The 24,370-nt window shown below is 71.5% G+C and carries 28 protein-coding genes; 17 read left to right on the forward strand and 11 right to left on the reverse strand.

Annotated elements, in window-relative coordinates; all coding sequences use genetic code 11:
- Positions 1 to 33: 33 nt before the first annotated feature.
- Positions 34 to 1,398, reverse strand: a complete 1,365-nt coding sequence (gene lpdA / locus ACIBQ6_RS17340) for a dihydrolipoyl dehydrogenase (protein WP_358294172.1) — start codon at positions 1,396 to 1,398, stop codon at positions 34 to 36.
- Between the two features lie 51 nt (positions 1,399 to 1,449).
- The gene (locus ACIBQ6_RS17345) at positions 1,450 to 2,919 is read right to left on the reverse strand and encodes a leucyl aminopeptidase (protein ID WP_358294170.1); all 1,470 of its coding nucleotides are present in this window, start codon (positions 2,917 to 2,919) and stop codon (positions 1,450 to 1,452) included.
- A gap of 105 nt (positions 2,920 to 3,024) precedes the next feature.
- Between ACIBQ6_RS17345 and ACIBQ6_RS17350 the strand changes: the two genes are divergently transcribed.
- Genes ACIBQ6_RS17350 through ACIBQ6_RS17360 form a run of 3 tightly spaced genes read left to right on the forward strand, consistent with a single transcriptional unit; the run spans position 3,025 to position 5,218 of the window.
- On the forward strand, positions 3,025 to 3,372 hold the full coding sequence (locus ACIBQ6_RS17350; protein WP_352353377.1) for a GntR family transcriptional regulator: 348 nt from the start codon (positions 3,025 to 3,027) through the stop codon (positions 3,370 to 3,372).
- Complete coding sequence (locus tag ACIBQ6_RS17355) at positions 3,369 to 4,334, forward strand: hypothetical protein (protein WP_397212933.1); 966 nt, start codon at positions 3,369 to 3,371, stop codon at positions 4,332 to 4,334. The genes ACIBQ6_RS17350 and ACIBQ6_RS17355 overlap by 4 nt, the downstream gene beginning before the upstream one ends.
- Positions 4,331 to 5,218, forward strand: coding sequence for a lysostaphin resistance A-like protein (locus tag ACIBQ6_RS17360; RefSeq protein WP_397212935.1), 888 nt, complete (start codon positions 4,331 to 4,333; stop codon positions 5,216 to 5,218). The genes ACIBQ6_RS17355 and ACIBQ6_RS17360 overlap by 4 nt, the downstream gene beginning before the upstream one ends.
- 28 nt (positions 5,219 to 5,246) lie before the next feature.
- On the opposite strand, the gene ACIBQ6_RS17365 is transcribed toward ACIBQ6_RS17360, so the two are convergent.
- Positions 5,247 to 5,990: an adenosylcobinamide-GDP ribazoletransferase gene (locus tag ACIBQ6_RS17365; RefSeq protein ID WP_397212937.1), complete on the reverse strand. Its 744-nt coding sequence runs from the start codon at positions 5,988 to 5,990 to the stop codon at positions 5,247 to 5,249.
- Between the two features lie 35 nt (positions 5,991 to 6,025).
- Here ACIBQ6_RS17365 and ACIBQ6_RS17370 point away from each other — a divergent pair, with 35 nt between their 5' ends.
- Positions 6,026 to 6,826: an ATP-binding cassette domain-containing protein gene (locus tag ACIBQ6_RS17370; RefSeq protein ID WP_358294161.1), complete on the forward strand. Its 801-nt coding sequence runs from the start codon at positions 6,026 to 6,028 to the stop codon at positions 6,824 to 6,826.
- A gap of 24 nt (positions 6,827 to 6,850) precedes the next feature.
- Here the strand turns inward: ACIBQ6_RS17370 and ACIBQ6_RS17375 are convergent, their stop codons facing one another.
- Both ACIBQ6_RS17375 and ACIBQ6_RS17380 read right to left on the reverse strand, forming a co-directional pair.
- Positions 6,851 to 7,834 carry a bifunctional adenosylcobinamide kinase/adenosylcobinamide-phosphate guanylyltransferase gene (locus tag ACIBQ6_RS17375; protein WP_397212940.1) on the reverse strand — a complete coding sequence of 328 codons (984 nt, stop codon included), beginning with the start codon at positions 7,832 to 7,834 and terminating at the stop codon, positions 6,851 to 6,853.
- A gap of 10 nt (positions 7,835 to 7,844) precedes the next feature.
- Positions 7,845 to 8,567, reverse strand: a complete 723-nt coding sequence (locus tag ACIBQ6_RS17380) for an SCO2322 family protein (protein ID WP_397212942.1) — start codon at positions 8,565 to 8,567, stop codon at positions 7,845 to 7,847.
- A gap of 84 nt (positions 8,568 to 8,651) precedes the next feature.
- Here ACIBQ6_RS17380 and ACIBQ6_RS17385 point away from each other — a divergent pair, with 84 nt between their 5' ends.
- A complete protein-coding gene (locus tag ACIBQ6_RS17385) occupies positions 8,652 to 8,858 on the forward strand; it encodes a hypothetical protein (protein WP_358294157.1) in 207 nt (68 codons plus the stop codon).
- A 60-nt stretch (positions 8,859 to 8,918) separates the two neighbouring features.
- Here ACIBQ6_RS17385 and ACIBQ6_RS17390 read toward each other — a convergent pair whose 3' ends face one another.
- On the reverse strand, positions 8,919 to 9,917 hold the full coding sequence (locus ACIBQ6_RS17390) for an aldo/keto reductase family protein (RefSeq protein WP_358294156.1): 999 nt from the start codon (positions 9,915 to 9,917) through the stop codon (positions 8,919 to 8,921).
- A gap of 56 nt (positions 9,918 to 9,973) precedes the next feature.
- On the opposite strand from ACIBQ6_RS17390, the gene ACIBQ6_RS17395 reads away from it, so the two are divergent.
- Positions 9,974 to 10,939: a hypothetical protein gene (locus ACIBQ6_RS17395; protein ID WP_397212945.1), complete on the forward strand. Its 966-nt coding sequence runs from the start codon at positions 9,974 to 9,976 to the stop codon at positions 10,937 to 10,939.
- A 109-nt stretch (positions 10,940 to 11,048) separates the two neighbouring features.
- Here the strand turns inward: ACIBQ6_RS17395 and ACIBQ6_RS17400 are convergent, their stop codons facing one another.
- Positions 11,049 to 11,633, reverse strand: coding sequence for a DUF3043 domain-containing protein (locus ACIBQ6_RS17400; RefSeq protein WP_358294154.1), 585 nt, complete (start codon positions 11,631 to 11,633; stop codon positions 11,049 to 11,051).
- A gap of 151 nt (positions 11,634 to 11,784) precedes the next feature.
- On the opposite strand from ACIBQ6_RS17400, the gene ACIBQ6_RS17405 reads away from it, so the two are divergent.
- The 6 genes from ACIBQ6_RS17405 to ACIBQ6_RS17430 all read left to right on the forward strand — a co-directional run bounded on the left by ACIBQ6_RS17405 (position 11,785) and on the right by ACIBQ6_RS17430 (position 16,416).
- On the forward strand, positions 11,785 to 12,588 hold the full coding sequence (locus tag ACIBQ6_RS17405) for a PspA/IM30 family protein (protein ID WP_352323075.1): 804 nt from the start codon (positions 11,785 to 11,787) through the stop codon (positions 12,586 to 12,588).
- Positions 12,585 to 12,863: a hypothetical protein gene (locus ACIBQ6_RS17410; protein ID WP_352323076.1), complete on the forward strand. Its 279-nt coding sequence runs from the start codon at positions 12,585 to 12,587 to the stop codon at positions 12,861 to 12,863. The genes ACIBQ6_RS17405 and ACIBQ6_RS17410 overlap by 4 nt, the downstream gene beginning before the upstream one ends.
- A 5-nt stretch (positions 12,864 to 12,868) precedes the next feature.
- Positions 12,869 to 13,768, forward strand: coding sequence for a zinc metalloprotease HtpX (gene htpX / locus ACIBQ6_RS17415; RefSeq protein ID WP_358294153.1), 900 nt, complete (start codon positions 12,869 to 12,871; stop codon positions 13,766 to 13,768).
- A 7-nt stretch (positions 13,769 to 13,775) separates the two neighbouring features.
- Complete coding sequence (locus tag ACIBQ6_RS17420) at positions 13,776 to 14,333, forward strand: hypothetical protein (protein WP_352323078.1); 558 nt, start codon at positions 13,776 to 13,778, stop codon at positions 14,331 to 14,333.
- Positions 14,334 to 14,358: 25 nt separating this feature from the next.
- Positions 14,359 to 15,702 (forward strand): alpha/beta fold hydrolase, encoded by a 1,344-nt coding sequence (locus tag ACIBQ6_RS17425; protein WP_358294152.1) that lies wholly within the window; start codon positions 14,359 to 14,361, stop codon positions 15,700 to 15,702.
- A 114-nt stretch (positions 15,703 to 15,816) separates the two neighbouring features.
- On the forward strand, positions 15,817 to 16,416 hold the full coding sequence (locus tag ACIBQ6_RS17430; RefSeq protein WP_397212947.1) for an SIMPL domain-containing protein: 600 nt from the start codon (positions 15,817 to 15,819) through the stop codon (positions 16,414 to 16,416).
- Positions 16,417 to 16,521: 105 nt separating this feature from the next.
- Here ACIBQ6_RS17430 and nadA read toward each other — a convergent pair whose 3' ends face one another.
- Positions 16,522 to 17,679: a quinolinate synthase NadA gene (gene nadA, locus ACIBQ6_RS17435; RefSeq protein ID WP_397212949.1), complete on the reverse strand. Its 1,158-nt coding sequence runs from the start codon at positions 17,677 to 17,679 to the stop codon at positions 16,522 to 16,524.
- Positions 17,680 to 17,836: 157 nt separating this feature from the next.
- Here nadA and erpA point away from each other — a divergent pair, with 157 nt between their 5' ends.
- Together erpA and ACIBQ6_RS17445 are read left to right on the forward strand one after the other, a co-directional pair.
- On the forward strand, positions 17,837 to 18,190 hold the full coding sequence (gene erpA, locus ACIBQ6_RS17440) for an iron-sulfur cluster insertion protein ErpA (RefSeq protein WP_049566397.1): 354 nt from the start codon (positions 17,837 to 17,839) through the stop codon (positions 18,188 to 18,190).
- 108 nt (positions 18,191 to 18,298) lie between these two features.
- Positions 18,299 to 19,285 (forward strand): carbohydrate kinase family protein, encoded by a 987-nt coding sequence (locus ACIBQ6_RS17445; RefSeq protein WP_358294149.1) that lies wholly within the window; start codon positions 18,299 to 18,301, stop codon positions 19,283 to 19,285.
- Between the two features lie 53 nt (positions 19,286 to 19,338).
- Here ACIBQ6_RS17445 and ACIBQ6_RS17450 read toward each other — a convergent pair whose 3' ends face one another.
- From ACIBQ6_RS17450 to ACIBQ6_RS17460, 3 genes are read right to left on the reverse strand one after another with little or no spacing between them, the layout of a single operon-like run.
- Positions 19,339 to 19,767, reverse strand: coding sequence for a CBS domain-containing protein (locus ACIBQ6_RS17450; protein ID WP_358294148.1), 429 nt, complete (start codon positions 19,765 to 19,767; stop codon positions 19,339 to 19,341).
- Between the two features lie 53 nt (positions 19,768 to 19,820).
- Positions 19,821 to 20,066: a sulfurtransferase TusA family protein gene (locus tag ACIBQ6_RS17455; RefSeq protein ID WP_352353344.1), complete on the reverse strand. Its 246-nt coding sequence runs from the start codon at positions 20,064 to 20,066 to the stop codon at positions 19,821 to 19,823.
- The gene (locus ACIBQ6_RS17460; RefSeq protein WP_358294147.1) at positions 20,063 to 21,205 is read right to left on the reverse strand and encodes an aminotransferase class V-fold PLP-dependent enzyme; all 1,143 of its coding nucleotides are present in this window, start codon (positions 21,203 to 21,205) and stop codon (positions 20,063 to 20,065) included. Before ACIBQ6_RS17460 ends, ACIBQ6_RS17455 begins: the two co-directional genes overlap by 4 nt.
- A 142-nt stretch (positions 21,206 to 21,347) precedes the next feature.
- Here ACIBQ6_RS17460 and ACIBQ6_RS17465 point away from each other — a divergent pair, with 142 nt between their 5' ends.
- Genes ACIBQ6_RS17465 through ACIBQ6_RS17475 form a run of 3 tightly spaced genes read left to right on the forward strand, consistent with a single transcriptional unit; the run spans position 21,348 to position 24,252 of the window.
- Complete coding sequence (locus tag ACIBQ6_RS17465; protein WP_358294146.1) at positions 21,348 to 22,181, forward strand: cytochrome c oxidase subunit II; 834 nt, start codon at positions 21,348 to 21,350, stop codon at positions 22,179 to 22,181.
- Positions 22,178 to 23,839 carry a cytochrome c oxidase subunit I gene (ctaD, locus tag ACIBQ6_RS17470; protein ID WP_397212952.1) on the forward strand — a complete coding sequence of 554 codons (1,662 nt, stop codon included), beginning with the start codon at positions 22,178 to 22,180 and terminating at the stop codon, positions 23,837 to 23,839. Before ACIBQ6_RS17465 ends, ctaD begins: the two co-directional genes overlap by 4 nt.
- On the forward strand, positions 23,839 to 24,252 hold the full coding sequence (locus ACIBQ6_RS17475; RefSeq protein WP_352353336.1) for a cytochrome c oxidase subunit 4: 414 nt from the start codon (positions 23,839 to 23,841) through the stop codon (positions 24,250 to 24,252). Before ctaD ends, ACIBQ6_RS17475 begins: the two co-directional genes overlap by 1 nt.
- Positions 24,253 to 24,370 lie beyond the last annotated feature (118 nt).

Consider the following 24,370-nt stretch of genomic DNA (forward strand, 5'->3'; position numbering starts at 1 on the left):
TTCTTCTCTCGCGTTCTGATCTCGAGGGCTGGACTAGTTGTGTACGTGCAACGGCTTGCCGGCCAGGGCCAGCATCGCCTCACCGACTGCCTCGGACTGGGTCGGATGTGCATGGATGAGCTGGGCGACCTCTGCGGGCAGCGCCTCCCAGTTGTAGATCAGCTGGCCTTCCGTGACGAGCTCGCCGATGCGCCGGCCCACCATGTGGACGCCGACGACCGGGCCGTCCTTCTGGGCGATGACCTTCACCGCTCCGGAGGTGCCGAGGATCTGGCTCTTGGGGTTGCCGGCCAGGTCGTAGACCTGCTCGACGATCTCGATGCCGCGCTCGGCGGCCTGCGCCGACGTGATGCCGACCGAGGCGACCTCGGGGTCGGAGTAGGTGATGCGGGGCACGCCGGCGTAGTCGATCGGCGGCGGGTTGAGGCCGGCGATGTGCTCGGCCACCATGATGCCCTCGGCGAACCCGGCGTGGGCCAGCTGCAGCGTGGGGATCAGGTCGCCGATGGCGTAGACGCCGGGGACCGAGGTCTGGCAGTGCTCGTCGACCACGACGGCGCCGCGCTCGATGGTCACGCCCTGCTCCTCGAAGCCCATGCCGGACGACACCGCGCCGCGGCCGACCGCGACGAGCAGGAGCTCGGCGTCGAGGGTCTTGCCGTTGGCCAGGGTGACGACGACGCCCGTCTCGGTGGTCTTGGCGGAGTCGAAGAAGACGCCCAGCTCGTACTTGATGCCGCGGCGGCGGAAGGCCCGCTCCAGCAGCTTGGAGCTGGACTCCTCCTCGGTCGGCAGCAGGTGCGGCAGCGCCTCGACGATCGTGACCTCGGCGCCGAAGGAGCGGTAGACGCTGGCCAGCTCGACGCCGATCACGCCGCCGCCCAGGACGATCACCGACGACGGCACGCGGTCCATCTTCAGGGTGTGCTCGCTGGTGATGATCCGCTCGCCGTCGATCTCCAGGCCGGGCAGCGTGCGGGGGGCCGAGCCGGTGGCCAGCACGAGGTTGGCGCCCTCGTAGACCTCCGAGCCCACCTGCACGCTGCGCGGGCCCACCAGACGGCCCTCGCCCTCGACCACCGTCACGCCCGCGCCCTTGAGCAGGCCCTGGACGCCCTTCCAGGCCCGCGTGACGATCTTGTCCTTGAACGCGTGCACGCCCTGGACGTCGATGCCCTCGAAGCTCGCCTTGACGCCGAAGGACGCGCTCTCGCGTGTCTCGTCGGCGACCTCGGCCGAGTGCAGCAGGGCCTTCGTGGGGATGCATCCCCTGTGGAGGCAGGTGCCGCCGATCTTGTCCTTTTCGATCAGGACGACCGACTTGCCCAGCTCGGCCGCCCGGAGCGCGCAGGCGTAACCGCCGCTGCCGCCACCTAGGACGACGATGTCATAGGCCACAGGAAGGCTCCTTGTCGGGGTGTTCGTGATGCCGTCATCTTTTCATTTGTTTCAGATGCTCGCGTGCCGCTCTGCGAGTCCGATGAGGGTGCGGGTGATGGCGCCGGTGCCGCCCTTGGGGGTGTAGCCGTACGCCTCGCCCTTGTTGTAGGCCGGTCCGGCCATGTCGATGTGCGCCCAGCGCACCCCGTCGGGCACGAACTCCTTGAGGAAGATGGCGGCGGTGAGCATGCCGCCGAAGCGCTCGGGGTGGAGGTTGGCGATGTCGGCGACCGGCGAGTCGAGGCCCTTGCGCAGCTCCTCCGGCAGCGGCATGCCCCAGGCGCCCTCGCCCGCGGCGGTGGCGGCCTCGACGACCAGCTCGCGGACGGCGTCGTCGTTGGCCATGACGCCCGCGGTGCGCCAGCCGAGCGCGACGATCTGCGCGCCGGTCAGCGTGGCGATGTCGACGATCAGGTCGGGGTCGTCCTCGGCGGCGCGCGCGATGCCGTCCATGAGCACCAGGCGGCCCTCGGCGTCGGTGTCGAGCACCTCGACGGTCTTGCCGCTGTAGCTGTGGATGACGTCGGAGGGGCGCTGGGCGGTGCCGCTCGGCAGGTTCTCGGCCAGGCAGAGGTAGCCGACGACGTTGACCGGCAGGCCGAGCCGGGCGATGCCGACCAGCGCGCCGAGCACGGCGCCCGCGCCGCCCATGTCGGACTTCATCCAGTCCATGGCGGCCGACGGCTTGAGCGACAGGCCGCCGGAGTCGAACGTGATGCCCTTGCCCACGAACGCCAGCGTCTTGCCCGCCTCGGGGTGGCTGTAGGCGACGCGGACCAGGCGCGGCGGGTTGACCGAGCCCTGGCCGACGCCGACCAGGCCGCCGTAGCCGCCGTCCTTGAGCTGCTTCTCGTCGAGGACCTCGACGGTCAGCCCGTGCTTGGCGCCCTCCTGCTCGGCGATCTCGGCGAACTTGGCCGGCCACAGGTCGGACGGCGGCGTGTTGACCAGGTCGCGGACGAGCGAGACCGACTCGGCCAGCACGCCGGCCCGCTCGGCGGCGGACTCGCCCTGCCCGGACAGGACGGTGATCTCGGAGACGGGGGCCTTCGGCGGCTCGCCCGTGCGGTAGCGGTCGAAGCCGTACGCGCCGAGCAGCGCGCCCAGCGCGACGGCCTCGGCCTGGGCGTCGTCGTCGGCCGGCAGGGCCAGCGCGGCGCGCGCGGTGCCGGCCAGCGACCGCACGGCGGCGCCGGCGGCACGGCGGAGGGACTCGTGGTCGGAGGAGTCGCCCAGGCCGACGGCGACGAGCACCGGGGCCTGGACGGCGCCGAACGTGGGCAGCTTGGCCAGCTCTCCGGGTTTGCCGGAGAAGCCGAGCGAGCTGAGGGAGGTGGCGAGGTTGCCGCCGAAAGCCGCGTCGAGGGACTCAGCGCCCGTGGCCGGGCGGGGGCCGTCCTGGCCGGGCCGGAAGCCGACGATCAGGGCGTCGGTGTCGACAGAGACTGGGTCTGCTGAGTTCAGCCGCACAGTGGTCACGTAAACCGATGCTATCCACGGTTTCTGCGTACTCACAAACAGGGGTTCATCCTACAAATGCTGGTCGGACGCATTCCGTTTCATGGTGCTAGTGTCATTAGCATCATGTTGCTCGCGCTCGATCTCAACGACGCACGGCCCCTCCACGAACAGGTGGCCGGCGCCATCCGCCGCGCCATCGGCGAGGGCTCCTACACGCCCGGTGACCGCCTTCCGCCGGCCCGCGACCTCGCCAGGGCGCTCGGCATCAACCCCAACACCGTGCTGCGCGCGCTGCGCGACCTGCGCGACGAGGGGCTGCTGGAGTTCAGGCGCGGGCGCGGGGTCAGCGTCGCGGGCCAGGCCGACGGGCGCGCGCTGCTCGTGCAGCGCGCCCGGGAGCTGCTGGAGGAGGCCGAGAGGCACGGCTACCGCCGTGAGGACCTCATCACCATCCTGGAGGATCTGCCATGAACCCCCGAATCCCCGCGGCCGGGTGGGGCGCGGCCGTCACGGCGGCCCTGCTCCTGGCCCCCATGGGGCTGCGCGACCGGCTGCCGGACCCGCTGGCCACCCACTGGGGCGCGGCGGGCGTCGACGGCTCGGCGTCCTTCCAGGCCCACGTGCTGACGGTGGCGGCGGTGTGGACCGCGGTGTGGATCGTGTTCCTGGCCGTCGCCGCGCGGGGCTGGGCGCTGCGGCACCGGAACGGGCGGGCGCTGTGGTGGGGCGGGCTGTTCGGCGGCGGCGTCCTGATGCTCGGCACGCAGGCCTCCACGCTGGCGGCCAACCTCGACGTGCCCGACTGGACGGCCGCGAGCCTGCCGGGCTGGCACGTCCCGCTGGTTCTCTTCGGCTCCCTCGGCGTGGGCGCGCTCGCCGGCTACCTCGGCAGGGGCGGGCCCGACCCGGTCGGGGCCGTTCAGCCGCCCCCGGCCATGAAGCTGCGGCCCGGTCGCCGTACGGTCTGGGTCAGCCGGCTGGTCAACCCCTGGCTGGTCGCGCTGACGCTGGTGGCCGCGGCGGCGATCGTCGTGCTCTGCGGGCTGCGCCTGGCCGGCGTCGTGCCGGCGGCGACCATGGCCTCCGCCCTGCCCGGGGCCGTGATCGTGCTGGTCGCTGGGCTGGCGACGGCGACGCTGTCCGTACGGGTCGGCGACGACGCGCTCGTCATCGGCTTCGGGCCGTTCGGCGTCCCGGCGCGCAGGATCCCGCTGTCGCGGATCGACCGGGCCTGGACCGAGGACCGCAGGCCGAGCGAGGTCGGCGGCTGGGGCTTCCGCGGCCTGCCCGGCGCGGCCACCATCATGCTGCGCGGCGGCGAGTGCCTGGTCGTCGGCTACCGCTCCGGCGGGCGGCTGGCGATCAGCATCGACGACGCCGAGCGCGGCGCGTCCCTCATCAACGCCCTCGTCGCGGAGCGTGCACGGTCATGAGAAAACAGCTTCCCGTCTTCCTCGTCCTCGCCTTCGGGCTGTCCTGGCTGGTGGCGCTGCCCATCTGGCTCGGCGCGGGCCTGGGCTCGCCCGCGGCCAAGGGGCTGGCCGCGCTCATGATGTTCACGCCGGCCGCCGGGGTGCTCGGGGTGTGGGCGCTGTCGCGCGCGCCCTGGCGGCGCTGGGCCGCCGAGACCGGCCTGACGCTGGGCGAGAGCAAGGGCCGCACCGGCCGGTACGTGCTGGCCGCCTGGCTGGGCGTGCCGCTGCTGATCGCCGTCTGCGCCGGGCTCAGCACCGCCGTCGGGCTGTTCCCGCTCGACCTCGACCGGTTCAGCCTGTTCCGGGCCCAGCTCGCGGCCGGGGGCGTGCAGCCGCCGGCCGACCCGGGCCCGGCGCTCTACCTGCAGATCGCCATCGGCGTGCTGGCGGGCCCGGTGCTGAACGCGGTCCCGGCGCTGGGCGAGGAGTGGGGCTGGCGCGGCTGGCTGCTGCCCCGGCTGTCCGCCACGTACGGCCCGATCGGCGGCCTGGCGCTGTCCGGGGCGATCTGGGGGCTGTGGCACGCCCCGCTCACCCTGCTCGGCTACAACTACCCGAGCCTCGGGTCGTGGGCGGCGCTGCAGTTCATCGGCTTCTGCGTGCTGGCCGGCATCGCGATCGGCTGGCTGCGGCTGCGTACGGGCAGCGTGTGGCCCTGCGTGGTCGCGCACGGCTCGCTGAACGCGGTGCTGCCCGCCGTGCTGCTGCTCGGGGACGCCGCGGCCCCGCCCGACACCGCGGTGTCCGGGCTCACCGGGCTGGTCGGCTGGGTCCCGCTCGCGCTGCTGTGCGTGGTGCTCCTGCGCCGCCTCCCGGCCCGCGCCCCGCAGCCGGCCGCCTGACTCGCCCCCGCTCGGCCCGGATCGCCGCTCAGCCCAGGATCGCGCACACCACCAGCGCGGCCGCCGTGCCGGTCTCCACCAGGGCGCCGAACACGTCCCCCGTGACGCCGCCGAGCCGCCGACGGGCGTGCCGGAGCAGCAGCAGCGCCGCCCCGAGCCCGGCCGCCAGCGCGATCGGCGGCGCCCACGTCCCGGCCGCCAGCCCCAGCCCGGCGGTCACGGCCAGGGCGGCCGCCGTGGCCAGCCACGCCGCCGGATCGCTCACGGTGCCCGCCACCATCGCCCCGAGCCCGCCGGGCCGCGCGGCGGGCACGCCCGCCCGGCACGCCCAGGTGAGCGCCAGCCGCCCGGCCACGCAGGCGGTCACCAGGGCGGGATAGCCGGCCCCGGTCAGCGCCGCCGCCTGGACGAGCAGCGTGATGACCAGCGTCATCACCCCGAACGGCCCGATGTCCGACTTCTTCATGATGTCGAGGGCGTCTTCGGCGGGCCGGCCGCTGCCCAGGCCGTCGGCGAGGTCGGCCAGCCCGTCCAGGTGCAGGCCGCGGGTGAGCGCGGCGAGCAGCCCGAGCGCGAGCGCCGCGCCCAGCAGCGGCGGCCCCGGCAGCAGCAGCGCCAGGCCGGCCACCGCGCCGAGCCCCAGCCCGATCGCGGGGGCCGCCACCATGGCCGGCCCGGCGACCTCCCGATCGACCCTGCCGACCCGCACGGGAACGGCGCTGAGCATGCCGATCGCGAAGCGCAGCCCATGGGTCAGCTCAGCAAGCGGCATAACGACCGATCCTAGGGCCGACTAATGTGGCGGGAATGCACGTGCTTGAACTCGAAGGTGTAGCTGTCCGGGTTGTCGGCAAAACGCTGCTCGACGGCATCGACTGGCAGGTGGCGTACGGCGACCACTGGGTGATCCTCGGCCCCAACGGCGCGGGCAAGACCACCCTGCTCTCGCTGGCCGGGGCGGTGCGCCACCCGAGCGAGGGCGCGGTCAGCGTGCTCGGCCACCGGCTCGGCCGGGTCGACCTGCGGGAGCTGCGCCGCCACATCGGCCTGGTCGCGGCCAGTCAGCGGCTGATCGACGAGGACCTGCTGGAGGAGGAGGGCGCCACCGCCCACACGGTGGTCCTGACCGGCCACACCGGCACGAGCGTCCCGCTGTGGGACAAGTACGGCGACAACGAGCGCGAGCGCGCCACCCGCCTACTGGCCGACCTGGGCTGCAAGGACCTGGTCGAGCGCCCGTTCCGGGTGTGCTCGCAAGGGGAGCGGGCCCGGATCCGAGTGGCCAGGGCCCTCATGGCCGAGCCCGCCGTGCTGCTGCTCGACGAGCCGTTCGCCGGGCTCGACCTGCCGGCCCGCGAGGACCTCATCACCGCGGTCGAGCAGCTGGCCGCCACCCGTCCGGTGCTGACCACGGTCACGGTGACCCACCACCTGGAGGAGGTGCCCGCGACCACCACGCACGCGCTGCTCATGCGCGACTCGCGGCTGCTGGCCGCCGGGCCGGTGTCGGAGGTGCTCACCCCCGGCCTGCTGTCCGAGTGCTTCGGCCGTCCGCTGCACGTCGACCGCCTCGACGGCCGCTGGTACGCCAGAGCCGTACGCCCGTAGTCCCGGCTCCCGGAGGCCACCGGCTCACAGTTCCAGCGGACGTCCCGCGACCACCAGGGCGACGTACTCCGACTCGGCGGCGAGCCGTTCGTTGAGCCTGCCGAGCGCGTCCCTGAAGGCCCGGCCGGCGGACGTGGCGGGCACCACGCCCATCCCCACCTCGTCCGAGACCGCCACGAGCGGCACCGGCGTGCCACGCCAGGCCTCGACCAGCTCCGCGCAGCGCCGGGCGACCGGCGTGCGGTCGCCGTCCCAGGCCCCGTGCTCGTCGAACACCGCCGCCAGCCACGTGCCCAGCCCGTCGATCAGCAGGGGCGTGCGCGCCGCCGCGATGACCCCGGTCAGGTCCGTCGTCTCCACCGTGTCCCAGTGAGCGGGCCGCCGTTCCCGGTGCGCCCGTACCCGCGCCGCCCATTCGCCGTCCGCCGCGCCGTCGCCGCCGGTGGCGACATAGGTGACGTACGGCTCGGCCGCCAGCCGCAGCTCCGCCTCGGCCGACTTGCCCGACCTGGACCCGCCGAGCAGCAACGCCCGCCGCGGCGGGGTCTCGCGGACCGTTCCGCCGCCCTCCAGGACCGTCCCGTCCGGCACGGCCACCGCCCCCCACAACCGCAGCCGCCTGGCCAGCTCCTCCTCCGACCTGATCCGGTGGTCCAGCCACGCGGCCACCACTGTGGTCCGGTCGTCGGCCGACCCGGCGCGGCGCAGCTCGCCGAGCCGCTGCGGGCGGTCCAGCAGGTCGAGCACGACGACGTCGTAGCGGGCGGGACCGTCCGAGGGGGCCTCCCGGCCCGGCGGCAGGCACAGCACCGCCGCGCCGTCGGCCGCCACCAGCCCGAGCCCGCCGCCGAACGCGCCGCCGCCGGTGAAGGGGAACCGCGCCGTGTCGTCCACGAGCAGCTCGAAGGGACGGCGACGGCCCTGGGGGAGCCGGGCGCACGAGGCGCACGGGCACCCGTCCACCGGCCAGCCCGCCGCACCCCCGGTCCCGGAGAGAAGAATCTTCACCGCCCAGAGGCTACCGACCGGCCCGACCCGGGCGACCGGGGCGGCGGCGGGCGGCCAGGGCCGTGCCCGCGCCGAGCAACAACAGCGCCCCCGCCCCGCCCGCGATCAGCAGCGCCGGAACTCCGCCGGGCGCGCTCGCGGGCGCGGCGGCCCCCTCGGCGACGCCCGCCTCCTGGTACGGCCCCGTCCCCGCGCCCTGGGACGGGGCCGTCCCCGCGGCCTGGGACGGGTAGCCGCTGACCGACACCACCTCGCCGCGCCCGTTCACGCCGACCCTGGCCGCGGAGGCCAGGAGCTGGGCGGCGGTCGCGTCCTCGGCGCCGGTCACGCAGCGCAGCAGCGGGTGCGCCGGCGGCCGCTCACCGGACGGGACGTCGCCCTCCCCGTCCCCGAAGTCCACCGCGACCGCCACCCGCTTGTGCCCCGAGCCGGCCGCGTCCTGGACGCACACCGCCGGGAACGACGGCAGCTCACCCCCCGGCGGCTCGCCCACCGACCCGTCGGCCGAGACCGCGAAGCGCCACCCGACGACCGAGCCGTCCGCCGGCTCGTACGCGGCCGTGGACGCCAGCCACGCCGTGCCGTCGCTGCGCCAGACCCCCCACAGCCGCACGATCCCCGGCGCGGGACCGCCGGGCCGCGAGGAGGGTGAGCCGAGCGCGGAGGAGGGGAGAAGGACTACGGCGGCCGCCCCCAGGACGACCGCCGCGGCAACACGGCCCGCGCGCAGCATCGATGGACCTCCGAGCTCGGGAGTAGGGTTCCAGTGCCGTCGGAGGGAAGGCGCCGGCGAACCCGCGGAGAAGGAGCGTATGGCATGACATGGCGGTGGCGTTATGAAAATGCAAATGGTGGTGAGGTGACGGACCGCCCTTTGCCGCGAGAGGTTTTCCCGAGTCAGGCCGATGCGGAGTCCTGGCTCGGGGAGAACTGGCGTGAGCTGCTCGAATCCGGGGTCGAGCAGGTGTCGCTGCTCGACGAGGACCGCGTCGAATACACGGGAATGTCATTGCGTCCGGAGTGATCCGCGAAAAAAGGGAACCCCTTGAGCGCATTGCGGCTCAAGGGGTTTCCGTTTTCCGGTTCACGGACGGATGGCGGGGCTCACCGTCTTGGCCGGGTCGCGCTCCACGACCGTGCCGAGCACGTCGTCGATGCGCTTGAGCACGTCGTCCTCCAGCTTGACGCCGGCCGCCTTGACGTTGTCGCGCACCTGCTCGGGGCGGGTGGCGCCGACGATGGCGCTGGAGACGTTCGGGTTCTGCAGCACCCAGGCCACGGCGAGCTGGGCCATGGTCAGGCCGAGGTCGTCGGCGATCGGCCGCAGCTCCTGGACGCGGGTGAGCACGTCGTCGTTCATGTACCGCGCGATCATGGCGCTGCCGCTCGCGTCGGTCGCCCGCGAGCCCTGCGGAGGCTGCTGGCCGGGCAGGTACTTGCCGGTGAGCACGCCCTGCGCGATCGGCGACCAGACGATCTGGCCGAGGCCCTCGCGCTCGCTCAGCGGCACGACCTCCGCCTCGATGACCCGCCACAACATCGAGTACTGCGGCTGGTTCGACACGATCCGGTCGAAGCCCATCTCGTCGGCGATCTTCAGCGCGCGGCCGATCTGCTCGGCCGTCCACTCGCTGACGCCGACGTAGAGCACCTTGCCCTGGCGTACGAGGTCGTCGAACGTCTTGAGGGTCTCCTCAAGGGGCGTCTCGTTGTCGAAGCGGTGGGCCTGGTACAGGTCGACGTAGTCGGTCTGGAGGCGGCGCAGCGAGGCGTTGATCGACTCGGTGATGTGCTTGCGGGACAGCCCGCGGTCGTTCTTGCCGGGGCCGGTGGGCCAGTAGACCTTGGTGAAGATCTCCAGCGACTCCCTGCGGACGCCCTTGAGCGCCCGGCCGAGCACCTCCTCGGCTTTCGTCCCCGCGTAGACGTCGGCGGTGTCGAAGGTGGTGATGCCCTCGTCGAGCGCCGCCTGCACGCAGAGCTTGGCGGCGTCCTCCTCGACCTGGGAGCCGTGGGTGAGCCAGTTGCCGTAGCTGATCTCACTGACCATGAGACCGCTGCGGCCGAGGTGTCGGAATTCCATACGTTCGACCTTAGAGCGTCACATGAGCCGATTCGATTCGGGATAGGGTGCGCGACGTGCTCAAGCTCGTCCGCCAGGCTCTCACCGCGGCCGTCCTGATCGCCCTCGCGGTGCGGTTGCGCCGCCGGGCCCGCCTGCCGCGGGCCGAGCCGCCGCCGTCCGTCCCGGCGCCCGCGCCGCGGCGCCGACGTGCGGGAACGGTCCTGTCGTGGCTGGTCGTCGCGGTCGTCGTGACGGTGACGCTGGGGTTCGCCCTGATGGGGACGTCGGTGCAGCGCGGCGCCCTGGCCCTCGTGCGCGCCGTCACCGAACAGCAGGAACCGCCCCCGGCGGGCCCCGAGCCCGTGACGCCCCTGACGGCCGTGACCCCCGTGACCCCCGTGGAGCCGCCGGCCGAGGCCGTGGCGACCGCGCAGCCCACGCCCGCCGCCTCCGCCGCCCAGGCGCCCAACTGCGCGCCCCGGCGCCGCCCGATCGACCCCCGCAGGGTCGCGCCCGACGTCAAGCGGGCCGTGGACGCCCAATGGCGGCGCATCGAACGCTGGCTCAGGAGCAACGCCCCCCGCACCTACCGCACGCTCGGCGGCCCGGTCAGGGCGCGCACGATCGCCGTGGCCGAGTCGCAGATGGGCGTGGACTTCCCCGACGCCCTGCGCGCCTCCCTGCTGCGCCACAACGGCGCGCGCGGCGCCGGCGTCCTGGGCTTCCGCCCCGGCGCCGGCGACCATCTCACCGTCCGCGGCATCAGGGACGCCTGGCGCGAGATGTGCGCCCGCCGTCCGGCCGGGTCCTGGGACGGCCTGCTGATCCCGATCCTGTCCTACACGGCCGCCGACGGCGTCACGGCGTACGCCACCGTGAGCTCGGCCGACGGGACGGTGTCCGGGGTCACGGGCAGGCGGCTGCGGTCGTCGTACACGCTGCTGCGGACCGTCGCCGACGCCCTCGAACGGGACGGCGCGATCGACGGACGCCGCCCCGTGGTCACCGGCGGTGTCCTGCGCTGGAAACCGGCCCGCTGAGCGGGGGCGCACGGCGGAAGGCGGGAAGCACGAGTGCCCACCACCGGACGGTGATGGGCACGCGGACGTCGCCGATAAGTCGTTTTCCCGAAAAATCGGGAAAACGGGGCTACTTCTTGGGCGGCGCGGGCTTCCCGCCCGGCAGCACCGTGGGCGGCGGGAACCGCAGCTTGCGGATCTGCAAAGCGCGCATGGCCGCGTAGAAGCCGACGCCCTTCACGCTCTCGTTCGGGAACTTGGCCGCGACCTCCTTCTTCACCTTCCACGCCACGTAGAGGGAGGTGGCCAGGACGCCGACCATCATGATCGGCCAGCCGACCGCGATCACGATGTTGAGCACCTTGGCGCGGATCTCGATCGGCCACGGGATCCAGGTCGCCAGCAGGATCAGTAGCGAGAACGGCAGGAAGTACTGGCTGGGCAGGCGCCGCGAGTCGACCCAGTCGCGCGCGAACTTGCGCCCCGGACCCTTGTCGCGAACCGGAAGATAACGCTCGTCACCTGCGAGCATGCCCTTGCGGGCCCGGTCGCGCTCGGCGGCCTGCTTGGCGCGCATCTGCCGATAGGCCTCCTTGCGGTCCTTCGGCGCGGAGACCGGCTGGCGTCGTCTGCCCTCGGCATCCCGGCGCTTGGGTGTGGGACGACCTTTACCCTGGGGCTTAGGATCGTCAACGGGGACGGGGGTGTCGTCCACGGAGGTTTGGGATCGGCGTCGCAACACACGTCAACCCTACCTGGACTGCAACTTAGTGACGCCCCCGTGCGTTATGCGTAGGGTAATCCCAAGGCGGCTGCGCTGCATTGGGTGAACACCAGCACGACCTAGAAGGGGACGGCCGACGCGCATGAGCGTGATGAAGAGACTTTCGATGATCTTCAAGTCCAAGGCCAACAAGGCCCTGGACAAGATGGAGGATCCGCGCGAGACGCTTGACTACTCCTATCAGCGGCAGCTCGAGTTGCTGCAGAAGGTGCGTCGAGGGGTGGCCGACGTGGCCACCTCGCGCAAGCGGGTAGAACTGCAGATCAACGGCCTGGAGGCGCAGGCCAGGCGCTACGAGGACCAGGGCCGCAAGGCGCTGTCCGTCGGGCGCGAGGACCTCGCGCGCGAGGCCCTGCAGCGGCGGTCCAATCTGCAGGGGCAGATGGCCGACCTCAAGGTCCAGCACGACAACCTGCAGGCCGAGGAGGAGAAGCTGACCACGGCTTCCCAGCGGCTGCAGGCCAAGGTCGACTCCTTCCGCACGAAGAAGGAGACGATCAAGGCGACCTACACCGCCGCCGAGGCCCAGACGCGCATCAACGAGGCGTTCTCCGGCATCTCCGAGGAGATGGGCGACGTCGGCCTGGCGATCCAGCGCGCCGAGGACAAGACGGCGCAGATGCAGGCCCGCGCGGGCGCGATCGACGAGCTGCTGGCCAGTGGCGCGCTCGACGACTTCAGCGGCACCCGCGGCGACGACATCCAGGCCGAGCTCGACCGCATGGGCGGCGGCATGGACGTCGAGCTGGAGCTGGCCCGGATGAAGGCCGAGCTGGGCCAGGGCCCGGCGCCCAAGAGCGCCATCGAGCAGGGGCAGCCCCAGCAGCAGGCCCAGCCGCAGCAGGGTCACACCCAGCAGCTGCGTCAGCCCGGGGAGAACGCATGATCGTCAGAATCATGGGCGAGGGCCAGGTCGAGATCTCGCCGGACGACATCGCGGTGCTCAACGAGCTCGACAGCGAGCTGGAGGCCGCCATCGAGACCGGTGACGAGGGGGCCTTCCGCGTCAAGCTGCACGCGTTGCTCGACAAGGTGCGCCATGTGGGCAAGGCGCTTCCCGACGACAGCCTTGAGCCGTCAGAGCTGATCCTTCCCCCCGCGGACGCCTCGATCGAGGAGGTCCGGGAGATGCTGGGCGACCAAGGCCTCATTCCGGGCTGAGTCCCGTGGGCACGCGGTTCGCGTCCGACAGCGGCCTGACCCGCCGCATGGTCGTGACGATGTTCCTGCTGGGGCTGCTCTACGTGGCGTTCGTCGGCGTGCTGATCGCCCTCGGCGTGCGCGCGCTGACCGTGCTGGTGCTCGCCGGGGGGCTGCTGCTGGTGCAGTACTTCCTGTCCGACCGCATCGCCCTGTTCGCGATGCACGGACGGGAGGTCTCCCCACAGGAGGCCCCCGAGCTCCACGGCCTGATCGACCGGCTGTGCGCGCTGGCGGACATGCCCAAGCCGCGGGTGGCGATCGCCGACTCCGACGTCCCCAACGCCTTCGCCACCGGTCGTAACCAGAAGCGGGCCGTCGTCTGCGTGACGACGGGCATCCTGCGCCGCCTGGAGCCTCAGGAGCTCGAAGGCGTCCTGGCGCACGAGTTGTCGCACGTCGCCCATCGCGACGTCGCCGTCATGACGATCGCCTCGTTCCTCGGCATCGTCGCCGGGCTGATGACGAGGTTCGCCCTGTACGCCGGCTTCGGCGGACGCCGGGACAACGGCCAGGGCGGCGTGCCGGTCGGGCTGATCATCATGTTCGTCTCGCTCGTCGTGTACGCCGTCAGCTTCCTGCTCACCAGAGCCCTGTCGCGCTACCGCGAGCTGGCCGCCGACCGGGCCGGAGCCCTGCTCACGCAGCGTCCCTCGGCCCTGGCCAGCGCGCTGACCAAGGTCACCGGCGACATGGCCCGCATCCCGACCACCGACCTGCGCGAGGCGGCGCCGTTCAACGCCTTCTACTTCGCCCCGGCCCTGGCCAGGGGGGAGACGCTGGCGAACCTGTTCTCCACGCATCCGCCGCTGGAGCGCCGGCTCGAACTCCTCGCGTCCATCTCCAAGCAGCTCGGAAGGGGCTGAGGTGCGCATGGGCTGGCTCGACTCGCTGCTGGGCCGGTCCAAGCCGGTCAAGCCCAACCTCGACGCGCTGTTCGCGCTGCCGTCCGCCGCCGTGACGCTCCAGGCCGCGACCGGTCTCGTCCCCACCGGTCTCGGCTCGGTGTCGTTCAGGGCCGCGGAGGGCGGCGCGTTCGCCACGCTGGAGAGCGACGTCAAGGCGCTGCTCGGCGGGCGCGTCGAGGAGTCCGACGACGGCTACGGCTACACCTGGCTGCTGGTCCGCCGCGCGCCGGACGACGTCAGCGACCTGGTCACCGAGCTGCACGCGGTCAACTCCTCGCTGGAGTCGGCCGGGTTCGGGCCCTCGCTGCTGTGCTCGCTGGTGTCGTTCGCCGATCCGGCGGGCAGGCGGCTGGCGGTGGTCTACCTGTACAAGCGCGGCACGTTCTACCCGTTCGCGCCGCTGCCCGGGAACAGGCGCGACAACGCCCTCGAACTGCAGGCCAGAGGCGTCCTGGACGGCGAGCTGCCGCTGGAGGCCGACCTCGGCCGATGGTTCCCGGTATGGGGTGCTCCGGGCCTTTGACCACGGATGGTGTTCTAATCATCACGTGGAGCGAAGGTTGTTCGTCGCCGCGGCCTCGGCGCTCATCGTGGCGGCCGTGCTGTACAGCGCCTGGATCACCGGCCAGTTCACCACGCCCGCCGTGGACAGGACCGACGGCTACGTGAGCGAGCTGGCCGCCCGCGACCAGCCGTGGACGCGTCTGTTCCGGGTCAGCGACGTGCTGTCCGGGCTGGCCTGCCTGGCCGCCGTGGCGACGCTGCCCAGGGTGGCGCGCGAGTGGGCCGGCTGGCTGGCGCTGGCCGCCTTCGGGCTGCTGACGGTCGTCTCCGGCCTGGTCCCGCTCGACTGCGCCGTGCTCAGCGACCCCGCCTGCCGCGGCGAGACGGTCTCGCACCGGCTCCACATGGTGGCCGGCGCGCTGGCCACGACGGCCGTGCTGACCGCCATGGCGGTGCTCTCCGCGCGCTGGCGCTCGTGGGTGTCGTGGTTGTTCACCGGCCTGAACGTGGGGGCCACCGGGCTCATGCTGGCCGCCCTGGCCGCCGGGCGGCTGGCCGGCGTCGCCCACCGGATCCAGCTCACGATGGTCGCCGTCTGGGTCGTGTACGTGGCGCTCAGGCTGCTCGTCCACGACGACGACGAGGCCCCCTGCGGCCCTCCGCACGTCCTCGACCAGGGCGCGGGCCCCGGCGTGCTCATCACGGCGGGCCTCGGCGGCGCCTGGTTCCATTGGGACGCCGTGGCCGCCGGCCTGGCCGCCTGCCACCGGGTCGTCCGCTTCGACCGTCCGGGGCTCGGCCTCAGCCCGCCCGCGACCGACCGGCCCACCCTGTACGGCGAGGTGGCCCGGCTGGCCGCGCTGGCCCCCGCGCAGCCGTCCCAGGTCACCCTGGTCGCGCACGGCCTGTCCTGCTGGCACGCCGAGGCGTTCGCCCGGTTGCACCCGCTCTGCGTGGCCAAGCTCGTCCTGGTGGACCCCAGTCCGCCGCCCGTGCGCCGGCCGCTCGCGCTCGCCGCCGTCCTGGGCGCGTGGCTGCCCGCGCTCGGCGGCACGTGGGGCGCGAACGTGCTGGCCCGCCTGACCGGGCCGCCGGCGCACCGCCTGGTCACGGGCATGGGCGACCCCTTCGGCGTGTACCGGATGGGCAAGGTGCCCGCGGCGGTGGCGGGGGAGTGGCTGGCCCGCCGCGACATGGCCGCCGACCTCCGTGACATCCGGGCCGGCCATCCCTTTCCCGACATCCCGGTCACCGTGCTCGGCGCGGGCGGCCGGGACGCCCGCAGGCAGAGCCTGGCGGCCCGCCTCGACGCCAAGCTGGTGCTGCTGCCCCGCTCGGGGCACCAGGTCGAGCTGGACGATCCGGGCGCGATCGTCGACGCTGTCTGAACCGCTGTCTGAACCGCTGTCTGAACCGCTGTCTGAACCGCTGTGTGAGCCGGCCGTGGGCGGGGGCAGGACACGCCCGTAGGATCGAGGCGAACCCAGTCTTAGGGGGCAGGCGTGGACATCTCCGTCGTCGGTGAGGGCAGTGTGCAGGCCGCGCCCGACGTCCTGCGGTTGCTGGCGGGCGTCGAGGTGCGCAGGGCTTCGGCGTCCGAGGCGTTCACGGCGGTCAGGGCCGCCGCGGCCCGGCTGGCCGACGCGCTGGCCGGGGTCGGCGTCGCGGCCCACGACGTGCGCACGGTCGAGCTCTCGCTCGGCCCCGAGTACGAGGTCTATCCGAAGGTCTCCGCCTACCGGGCGGCCCAGGGCGTCGAGGTGGTCGTCAGGGACCTGTCGCGGGCCGACGCCGTCATCGACACGGTCGCCGGCGTGGGCGAGGAGGCCAGGCTCAACGGCGTGACCTTCGAGCTGTCCGACCCGGCGTCGGTGCTCGGCGAGGCCAGGGCGAGAGCGTTCAGGGACGCCGCGGCCAAGGCCGCCCACTACGCCGAGCTGGCCGGACGTCCGCTCGGCCCGGTCGTGTCGATCTCCGAGGAGATCAGGGGCGGCCCCCAGCCGCTGGTCGCGATGGCCGCGGCGGCCGAGAGCGCGTCCTCGGTCAGCCCCGGCCGCCAGACGCTCACGGTCGGCGTCCGCGTCGGCTACGACTTCGCCTGACCGAGCCGCAGCCGCAGCCGAGCCGCAGCCGGAGCCGGAACAGAGCCGGGCCCGTGGCAAGGGCGGGCGCTCCTCGCCACGGGCCCGGCCCGTCGGGGGAGGGCGTTACGGGAGCGCCAGCATGCGGTCCAGCGCCACCCTGGCCCAGTGGGTGGTGTCCTCGTCCACCGTGATCCGGTTGACGACGTCGCCCAGCACGAGCGACTCCAGCGCCCACACCAGGTGCGGCAGGTCGATCCGGTTCATCGTGGAGCAGTAGCAGACCGTCCGGTCCAGGAACGACACGTTCTTGTCGGGGAACATCGTGGCCAGCCGCTTGACCAGGTTCAGCTCGGTGCCGACGGCCCAGCTCGACCCGGCGGGAGCGGCCTGGAGGGTCTTGATGATGTGCTCGGTCGAGCCCACGTGGTCGGCCTTGAGCACCACCTCGTGCCGGCACTCGGGGTGGACCAGCACGTTCACGCCGGGGATGCGCGCGCGCACGTCGTCGACGGACTCGGCCGTGAAGCGGCCGTGCACCGAGCAGTGGCCCTTCCACAGGATCATCCGCGCCCGGTCGAGCTGCTCGCGGGTCAGCCCGCCGTCGGGGCGGTGGGGGTTCCAGACCACGCAGTCCTCCAGGGACATGCCCATCTCCAGCACCGCCGTGTTGCGCCCGAGGTGCTGGTCGGGCAGGAACAGCACCTTGCGGCCCTGCTCGAAGGCCCAGTCGAGCGCCCGTTCGGCGTTGGAGGAGGTGCACACCACCCCGCCGTTGCGCCCGCAGAACGCCTTGATGTCGGCGCTGGAGTTCATGTACGTGACGGGGACCACCTCGCCGGCCAGACCGGCGTCCTCAAGGGCCTCCCAGCACTCCTCCACCTGGTCGAACGTGGCCATGTCGGCCATGGAGCACCCGGCGGCGAGGTCGGGCAGCACCACCTTCTGGGCGTCGCCGGTGAGGATGTCGGCGGACTCGGCCATGAAGTGCACGCCGCAGAAGACGATGAATTCCGCCTCGGGCCGCGCGGCGGCCTGCTGGGCGAGCTTGAAGGAGTCGCCGGTCACGTCGGCGAACTGGATGACCTCGTCGCGCTGGTAGTGGTGGCCCAGCACGAACAGGCGGTCGCCCAGCGCCTCCTTGGCCTTGCGGGCGCGTTCGACCAGGTCAGGGTCGGACGCGGGCGGCAGCTCGCCGGGACAGTCGACGCCCTTCTCGCTGTGCGGATCGGTGCCCTGCCCGAGGACGAAGAGCGGCAGCCCAGTCTGGGTGGCCATCGCCATACCCCCTTATCGTCGTTTTGACGATACTCACTATGACACATGGACGAACGTGGTTATTCCGGGGGTAGGGGACCCGGGAATGTGTGGCATGGGCGAGGTGTTGGTAGCGTCATCAGTAGGACGTCGGAAACAGACAGCCGGGTTAGGGAGTCAGCAGATGACGGTTGAGAGCAGCGAGACCACGACGCAGGGCCTGATCCTGACTGACGCGGCCGCCGCGAAGGTCAAGAGCCTGCTGGAGCAGCAGGGTGAGGAAGGTCTGCAGCTGAGGGTCGCCGTGCAGCCGGGTGGTTGCTCCGGCCTGCGCTACCAGCTCTTCTTCGACGACCGTTCCATGGACGGTGACGTGGTGACGGACTTCGGCGGTGTCAGCGTGGTCACCGACCGCATGAGCGCGCCCTACCTGATGGGCGCCAGCATCGACTTCGTCGACACGATCGAGAAGCAGGGCTTCACCATCGACAACCCCAACGCCACCGGCTCCTGCGCCTGTGGCGACTCGTTCAACTAAGGGGTCACGGCTTCGGCCTGTGGGGTCCCGCCCGCCTTTGTGCGAGCGGGACCTTCGCGTATTCTCGTGGGGCTCATTGGCCTGCTGACAACGAGGAAGAAGAATCCCGTGCGCATCGCCGTAACCGGCTCCATCGCGACAGACCACCTGATGACGTTCCCAGGAAGCTTCGGCGATCAGCTCATCGCCGAGCAGCTCGACCGGGTGTCGCTCTCGTTCCTGGTCGACGACCTTCAGATCCGTCGCGGCGGCTGCGCGGCCAACATCGCCTTCGGCATGGGCTGTCTCGGCCTCAAGCCGATCCTGGTGGGCGCCGTCGGCAACGACTTCGCCGACTACCGCTCCTGGCTGGAGCGCCACGGCGTCGACTGCGAGTCCGTGCACATCTCCGAGACGCAGCACACCGCGCGCTTCCTGTGCACCACCGACGAGCACCACAACCAGATCGCCTCCTTCTACACCGGGGCGATGGCCGAGGCGCGGCTGATCGAGCTGCAGCCGGTCGCCGCCCGGGTCGGCGGCCTCGACCTGGTGCTGATCAGCCCCAACGACCCCGACGCGATGCTGCGGCACACCGACGAGTGCCGCCAGCGCGGCATCCCCTTCGCCGCCGACATCTCCCAGCAGCTCGCCCGCATGGAGGACGAGCAGATCAGGCAGCTCGTCGACGGCGCCGCCTACCTGTTCTCCAACGACTACGAGAAGGGGCTCATCGAGCAGAAGACCGGCTGGTCCGACGAGGAGATCCTCGACCGGGTCGGCGTCCGCGTCACCACGCTCGGCCCCAAGGGCGCCGTCATCGACCGCAAGGGCGAGCCGTCCATCCAGGTCGCCCCGGCCCCCGAGCGCGGCAAGGCCGACCCCACGGGCGTCGGCGACGCCTTCCGCGCCGGCTTCCTGTCCGGCCTGGCCTGGGGCCTGCCGCTGGAGCGCTGCGGCCAGATCGGCAACCTGACGGCCACGCACGTGCTGGAGCGCGTCGGCGGCCAGGAGTACGAGCTGGGGCAGAAGGTCTTCCTGGAGCGCTTCACGGCCGCCTACGGCGCCGAGGCCGCGGCCGACATCGCCGGCCACGTGCGCTGCTACCACCCCTGACACGCGTACGCCCCGCCCGCCGCAGGCGTGGCGGGGCGATCCCCGTACGGGTGTCAGCGCTTGGCGTACACCCGGTGCACGAACTCGGCGAGCTGGTCGTCCGGCAGGCACCGGGCGAGGTCGGCCTCGCTGATCATGCCGACGATGCGCTCGTTCTCCAGCACCGGCAGCCGCTTGATCTGGTTCTGCTCCATGCGCGACAGCGCCTCCTGCACAGTGGCGTCCGCCGTCACCCAGACCAGGCCGGTCGCCAGCTCGCCCGCCGTCACCTGCGCCGGGTCGTGACCGGCCGCGACGCACTTGATCACGATGTCGCGGTCGGTGATGATGCCGGTCACCCGGTCGTCGGGGCCGCACACGGGCAGCGCGCCCACGTCGTTGCTGCGCATCATCTGAGCCGCCCGGTCGAGCGTCTCGTGCGCGGCGATGCACTCCGCGCCCGTGCTCATCACGTCACGGGCGGTCTCGTTCCCCTTGGCCATGGTCTCCCCCGAATGTCGATGTGCCGTCAGGGGAGGGCCCTACCCACAAACCGTCAGTAGTTGCGCATCACGTGGATGGCCCAGCCGCCCTCGGGCAGCTCGTACGAGGCCACGTGGCGGTGGGACTTCAGCCGGCACCACGCCGGCACGTCGGTGTAGGCCGCCGGATCGTCGGCCAGCACCGCCACCACGGCGTTGAGCGGCACGTGGTTGATCTGCTCGGCGAGCATGATGATCGGGATCGGGCACTTCTTCCCGAGCGCGTCGATCGTCAATGACGGCTGAGTTACCTCGGTCATGCGACTCCTGCGTCGTGCCGGATGCGGCGCACCAGATCGGGCAGCACGGCCAGGAACCGGTCGACCTCGGCCGCGGACGTGCCCCTGGGCAGCGACACCCGGACATTCCCATGCGTCAGCACGCCCATCGCTTCGAGGACGTGCGATGGACGAAGCGTACTAGCGGTGCACGAGCTTCCGGACGATACGGCGAATCCCGCCTTGTCCAGTTCGGTGAGCAGCGCCTCGCCGTCGACGTAGAGACACGAGAAGGTCACGATGTGGGGCGCCCGCCCGACCGGGTCGCCGATCACCTCGACGTCCGGCACGACCTTCGGCACGGTCTCCCTGATCCGGGCGACGAGCGTGGACAGCCGGGCCTGCTCCTGCGCCGCCTCGGCGCTCATCGCGCGCAGCGCCGCCGCCGCGGCCACGATGCCCGGCACGTTCTCGAAGCCGGGGACCCGCCGCCGCTCGCGTTCGTCCTCGGGCAGGAACGAGCGGAACCGGGTGCCCTTGCGCACCGCCAGCACGCCCACCCCGGCCGGGCCTCCCCACTTGTGGGCGCTGGCGGTCAGCACCGACCAGCCCGGCGGTATCGGCATGCGGCCGGCCGTCTGGGCGGCGTCGACCAGCAGCGGCACCCCGCCCGCCCGGCACGCGGCGGCGGCCTCGGCGACCGGCTGCACCGTGCCCACCTCGTGGTTGGCCGTCTGGAGGCAGGCCAGCGCCGTGCCGGGACGCGCGACGGCCTCGGCGAACGCGTCGAGGTCGACCCGCCCCTCCAGGCTCACGCCCACGGTCTCGACCGTGCCGCCGTCGCGTTCGTGCACGCCGGCCGCGTGCAGCACGCTGGAGTGCTCGACCGCGCTGGTGACCAGATGACGCCCGACCCTGCGCCTGCCGTGTAGGGTGCCGAGCACGCCGAGATGCGCGGCCTGCGTGCCGGACGAGGTGAAGGACACCTCGTCGGGGCGCGCGCCGAGCGCCTCGGCCACCTCCGTGCGGGCCTGCTCCAGCAGCAGGTGAGCGCGGCGGGCCTGGGTGTACAGTCTCGCGGGGTCGGCCCAGCCGACGTCGATCGCCGCCAGCAGCGCCTCGCGTGCCTGAGGGTGGAGCGGCTCGCTCGAGGCCGCGTCGAAATACGCCACGAGACTCATCGTCCCACTTGCGGCGCCATCGAGGGGTCGCGCGGTAGGGCGGGACACCTGCACGCTAATGTGTCTGCAATCAGCTGTGCATTTGGAAATACGAGCACCCAAGGGAAAGACTCTTGGGCTTCATCTGTGGGGTAGGCGATCCGTGAGTCCGACTCGCCGTACGACGCGGCGTTCGTTGGCCCGGCGCAGGGTGCCGCGCGCCGCCGCTTTGGCGTTGCTGCTGGCCACTGCTACGGCGTGTGCTAATGACGTTCCCAAGTTCGACTGGTCCAACGGCCTGCTGCCCGAGGGCGTGACCGAGCAGGCCAAGGTCGTTCAGCATCTGTGGAACGGGGCCTGGATCGCCGCACTCGCCACGGGCGTCGTCGTCATCGTCCTGATCGTCTGGGCCGCGATCTTCCACCGCAAGCGCAGGGGGAAGGCCGAACTGCCGCCCCAGGTGCGCTACAACCTGCCGATCGAGATCCTCTACACGGTGGTCCCGCTCGTCATGGTCTCGGTGTTCTTCTTCTTCACCGCCCGCGACAGCAAGGCCCTCACGGACGTCGCGGGTGACGCGCCCGTCAAGGTCAAGGTCGAGGCCTACCAGTGGAGCTGGCGCTTCACCACGACCTACAACGGCAAGACGACGCAGCCCGTGTCCGGCATGCCGGTGCACGACTACCACCAGGGCCCTCAGCTGGTCCTGCCGACGAACACCAAGGTCGAGTTCGACCTCTCGACCGACGACGTGATCCACTCGTTCTGGGTGCCCGAGTTCCTGTTCAAGCGGGACATCATTCCCGGCATCCCGGAGGGCAACCCGGGGCGCAAGTTCGAGATCAAGACGCTCGGCGACGACCGCGTGGGCGTCTACGCCGGCCGGTGCGCCGAGCTGTGCGGCGTCGACCACAGCCGGATGCTGTTCTCGGTGAAGCTCGTCAAGCAGGCTGAGTTCGACCAGTACATCGCGACCCAGGCTGGGAGTGCCCAGTGACCGCCATCCAAGAACCGCTTCGGGCGCCGGTCCGGCCCGTCACCAAGGGCCAGATCATCGCCAAGTGGATGTCCTCGACCGATCACAAGATCATCGGGCACATGTACCTGATCACGTCGTTCGCCTTCTTCCTGATCGGCGGCGTCATGGCGCTGATCATGCGGGCCGAGCTGGCGCAGCCGGGGCTGCAGATCACCAGCAACGAGCAGTTCAACCAGCTGTTCACCATGCACGGCACGATCATGCTGCTGATGTTCGCGACGCCGCTGTTCGCCGGCTTCGCCAACGAGCTGATGCCGCTCCAGATCGGCGCCCCCGACGTGGCGTTCCCGCGCCTGAACATGGTCAGCTACTGGCTCTACCTGTTCGGCAGCGTCATCGCCGTGTCCGGCTTCCTCACCCCGGGCGGCGCGGCCTCCTTCGGCTGGTTCGCCTACACGCCGCTGTCGAACGCGATCCACTCGCCCGGCATCGGTGGCGACCTGTGGATCATGGGCCTGGCCCTGTCGGGCCTCGGCACGATCCTCGGCGCGGTGAACTTCATCACCACGATCATCTGCATGCGCGCCCCCGGCATGACCATGTTCCGCATGCCGATCTTCACCTGGAACGTCCTGCTGACCAGCATGCTCGTGCTGATGGCCTTCCCCGTGCTGGCCGCCGCGCTGCTGGCGCTGGAGGCCGACCGCAAGCTCGGCACCCACATCTTCGACCCGGCCAACGGCGGGCCGATCCTGTGGCAGCACCTGTTCTGGTTCTTCGGCCATCCCGAGGTGTACATCATCGCGTTGCCGTTCTTCGGCATCGTGACCGAGATCCTGCCGGTCTTCAGCCGTAAGCCGATCTTCGGCTACATCGGCCTGGTCGGCGCCACCATCGCGATCGCCGGTCTGTCCATCACGGTCTGGGCGCACCACATGTTCCCGACCGGGCAGGTCCTGCTGCCGTTCTTCTCGTTCATGACGTTCCTCATCGCGGTGCCGACGGGCGTGAAGTTCTTCAACTGGATCGGCACGATGTGGCGGGGTCACCTGTCGTTCGAGTCGCCGATGTTGTTCTCCGTCGGCTTCCTGATCACCTTCCTGCTCGGCGGCCTGACCGGCGTCATCCTGGCCTCGCCGCCGCTGGACTTCCAGATCAGCGACACCTACTTCGTCGTCGCCCACTTCCACTACGTGGTCTTCGGCACGGTGGTGTTCGCCATGTTCGCCGGCTTCTACTTCTGGTGGCCCAAGTTCACCGGCAAGATGCTCGACGACAAGCTGGGCAAGGTGCACTTCTGGCTGCTGTTCATCGGCTTCCACACCACCTTCCTCGTCCAGCACTGGCTGGGCATGGTCGGCTTCCCCCGCCGGTACGCCGACTACAGCGCGGCCGACGGCTTCACCGACCTGAACATGATCTCGTCGGTCGGCGCGTTCATCCTGGGCGCCTCCACGCTGCCGTTCTTCTACAACGTCTGGAAGACCTGGCGGTCGGGGGGCAAGGTCACCGTCGACGACCCCTGGGGCTACGGCGGCTCGCTCGAATGGGCGACCTCCTGCCCGCCGCCGCGGCACAACTTCACCTCGCTGCCGCGCATCCGGTCCGAGCGCCCGGCGTTCGACCTGCACTACCCGCACATGTCCGCCAAGTCCGCCCAGGAGGTGGAGGCCTGATGAAGGTCCAGGGTTGGCTGTTCCTGCTGTGCGGCCTGTTCTTCGCCGGTGTCGACGTCGGCTACTGGTTCTGGACCAAGGCCGCGACCGGCCACGGTGAGCCCGTGGGCACCACCGCCATGGCGATCTCGGTCGGGTTCGCGTTCATGGTGGGCTACTACCTGATGTTCACCGCGCGGCGCATCGGCGCCCAGCCGGAGGACGACAAGCAGGCCGACATCAGCGACGGCGCCGGCGAGATCGGCTTCTTCAGCCCGAGCAGCTGGTGGCCGCTGTTCCTGTGCCTGGCGGCGGCCTTCGCCTTCGCCGGGTTCGTGATCGGCTTCTGGATGTTCCTGATCGGTGTGTTCCTGATCATCATGGCCATGATCGGGTTCGTGTTCCAGTACTACCGGGGCAACTTCTCGCACTGACAAGCGGCTCGAAGCGGGCGTCCTTCCCATAGGGGAGGACGCCCGCTTTTTCGTGTTCTTTACCAGGTCACGGATGTCGTGAATAGATCACTCAGGGTAATAAGGGAGGAGAAGGTTG

Origin of the sequence: Nonomuraea sp. NPDC049655 (assembly GCF_044465465.1) — a bacterium.
Lineage (GTDB): Bacteria > Actinomycetota > Actinomycetes > Streptosporangiales > Streptosporangiaceae > Nonomuraea.

Bases quoted from the DNA above. Each gene is read 5' to 3' on its own strand.
- ACIBQ6_RS17460 (WP_358294147.1), bottom strand. From the start codon at position 21,205: ATGAGTCTCGTGGCGTATTTCGACGCGGCCTCGAGCGAGCCGCTCCAC.
- ACIBQ6_RS17355 (WP_397212933.1), top strand. From the start codon at position 3,369: ATGAACCCCCGAATCCCCGCGGCCGGGTGGGGCGCGGCCGTCACGGCG.
- ACIBQ6_RS17385 (WP_358294157.1), top strand. From the start codon at position 8,652: ATGACATGGCGGTGGCGTTATGAAAATGCAAATGGTGGTGAGGTGACG.
- nadA (WP_397212949.1), bottom strand. From the start codon at position 17,679: ATGGCGATGGCCACCCAGACTGGGCTGCCGCTCTTCGTCCTCGGGCAG.
- erpA (WP_049566397.1), top strand. From the start codon at position 17,837: ATGACGGTTGAGAGCAGCGAGACCACGACGCAGGGCCTGATCCTGACT.
- ACIBQ6_RS17450 (WP_358294148.1), bottom strand. From the start codon at position 19,767: ATGGCCAAGGGGAACGAGACCGCCCGTGACGTGATGAGCACGGGCGCG.
- ACIBQ6_RS17360 (WP_397212935.1), top strand. From the start codon at position 4,331: ATGAGAAAACAGCTTCCCGTCTTCCTCGTCCTCGCCTTCGGGCTGTCC.
- ACIBQ6_RS17380 (WP_397212942.1), bottom strand. From the start codon at position 8,567: ATGCTGCGCGCGGGCCGTGTTGCCGCGGCGGTCGTCCTGGGGGCGGCC.
- ACIBQ6_RS17410 (WP_352323076.1), top strand. From the start codon at position 12,585: ATGATCGTCAGAATCATGGGCGAGGGCCAGGTCGAGATCTCGCCGGAC.
- ACIBQ6_RS17405 (WP_352323075.1), top strand. From the start codon at position 11,785: ATGAGCGTGATGAAGAGACTTTCGATGATCTTCAAGTCCAAGGCCAAC.
- ACIBQ6_RS17365 (WP_397212937.1), bottom strand. From the start codon at position 5,990: ATGCCGCTTGCTGAGCTGACCCATGGGCTGCGCTTCGCGATCGGCATG.
- ACIBQ6_RS17390 (WP_358294156.1), bottom strand. From the start codon at position 9,917: ATGGAATTCCGACACCTCGGCCGCAGCGGTCTCATGGTCAGTGAGATC.
- ACIBQ6_RS17455 (WP_352353344.1), bottom strand. From the start codon at position 20,066: ATGACCGAGGTAACTCAGCCGTCATTGACGATCGACGCGCTCGGGAAG.
- ACIBQ6_RS17350 (WP_352353377.1), top strand. From the start codon at position 3,025: ATGTTGCTCGCGCTCGATCTCAACGACGCACGGCCCCTCCACGAACAG.
- ACIBQ6_RS17370 (WP_358294161.1), top strand. From the start codon at position 6,026: ATGCACGTGCTTGAACTCGAAGGTGTAGCTGTCCGGGTTGTCGGCAAA.
- ACIBQ6_RS17475 (WP_352353336.1), top strand. From the start codon at position 23,839: ATGAAGGTCCAGGGTTGGCTGTTCCTGCTGTGCGGCCTGTTCTTCGCC.
- ACIBQ6_RS17420 (WP_352323078.1), top strand. From the start codon at position 13,776: ATGGGCTGGCTCGACTCGCTGCTGGGCCGGTCCAAGCCGGTCAAGCCC.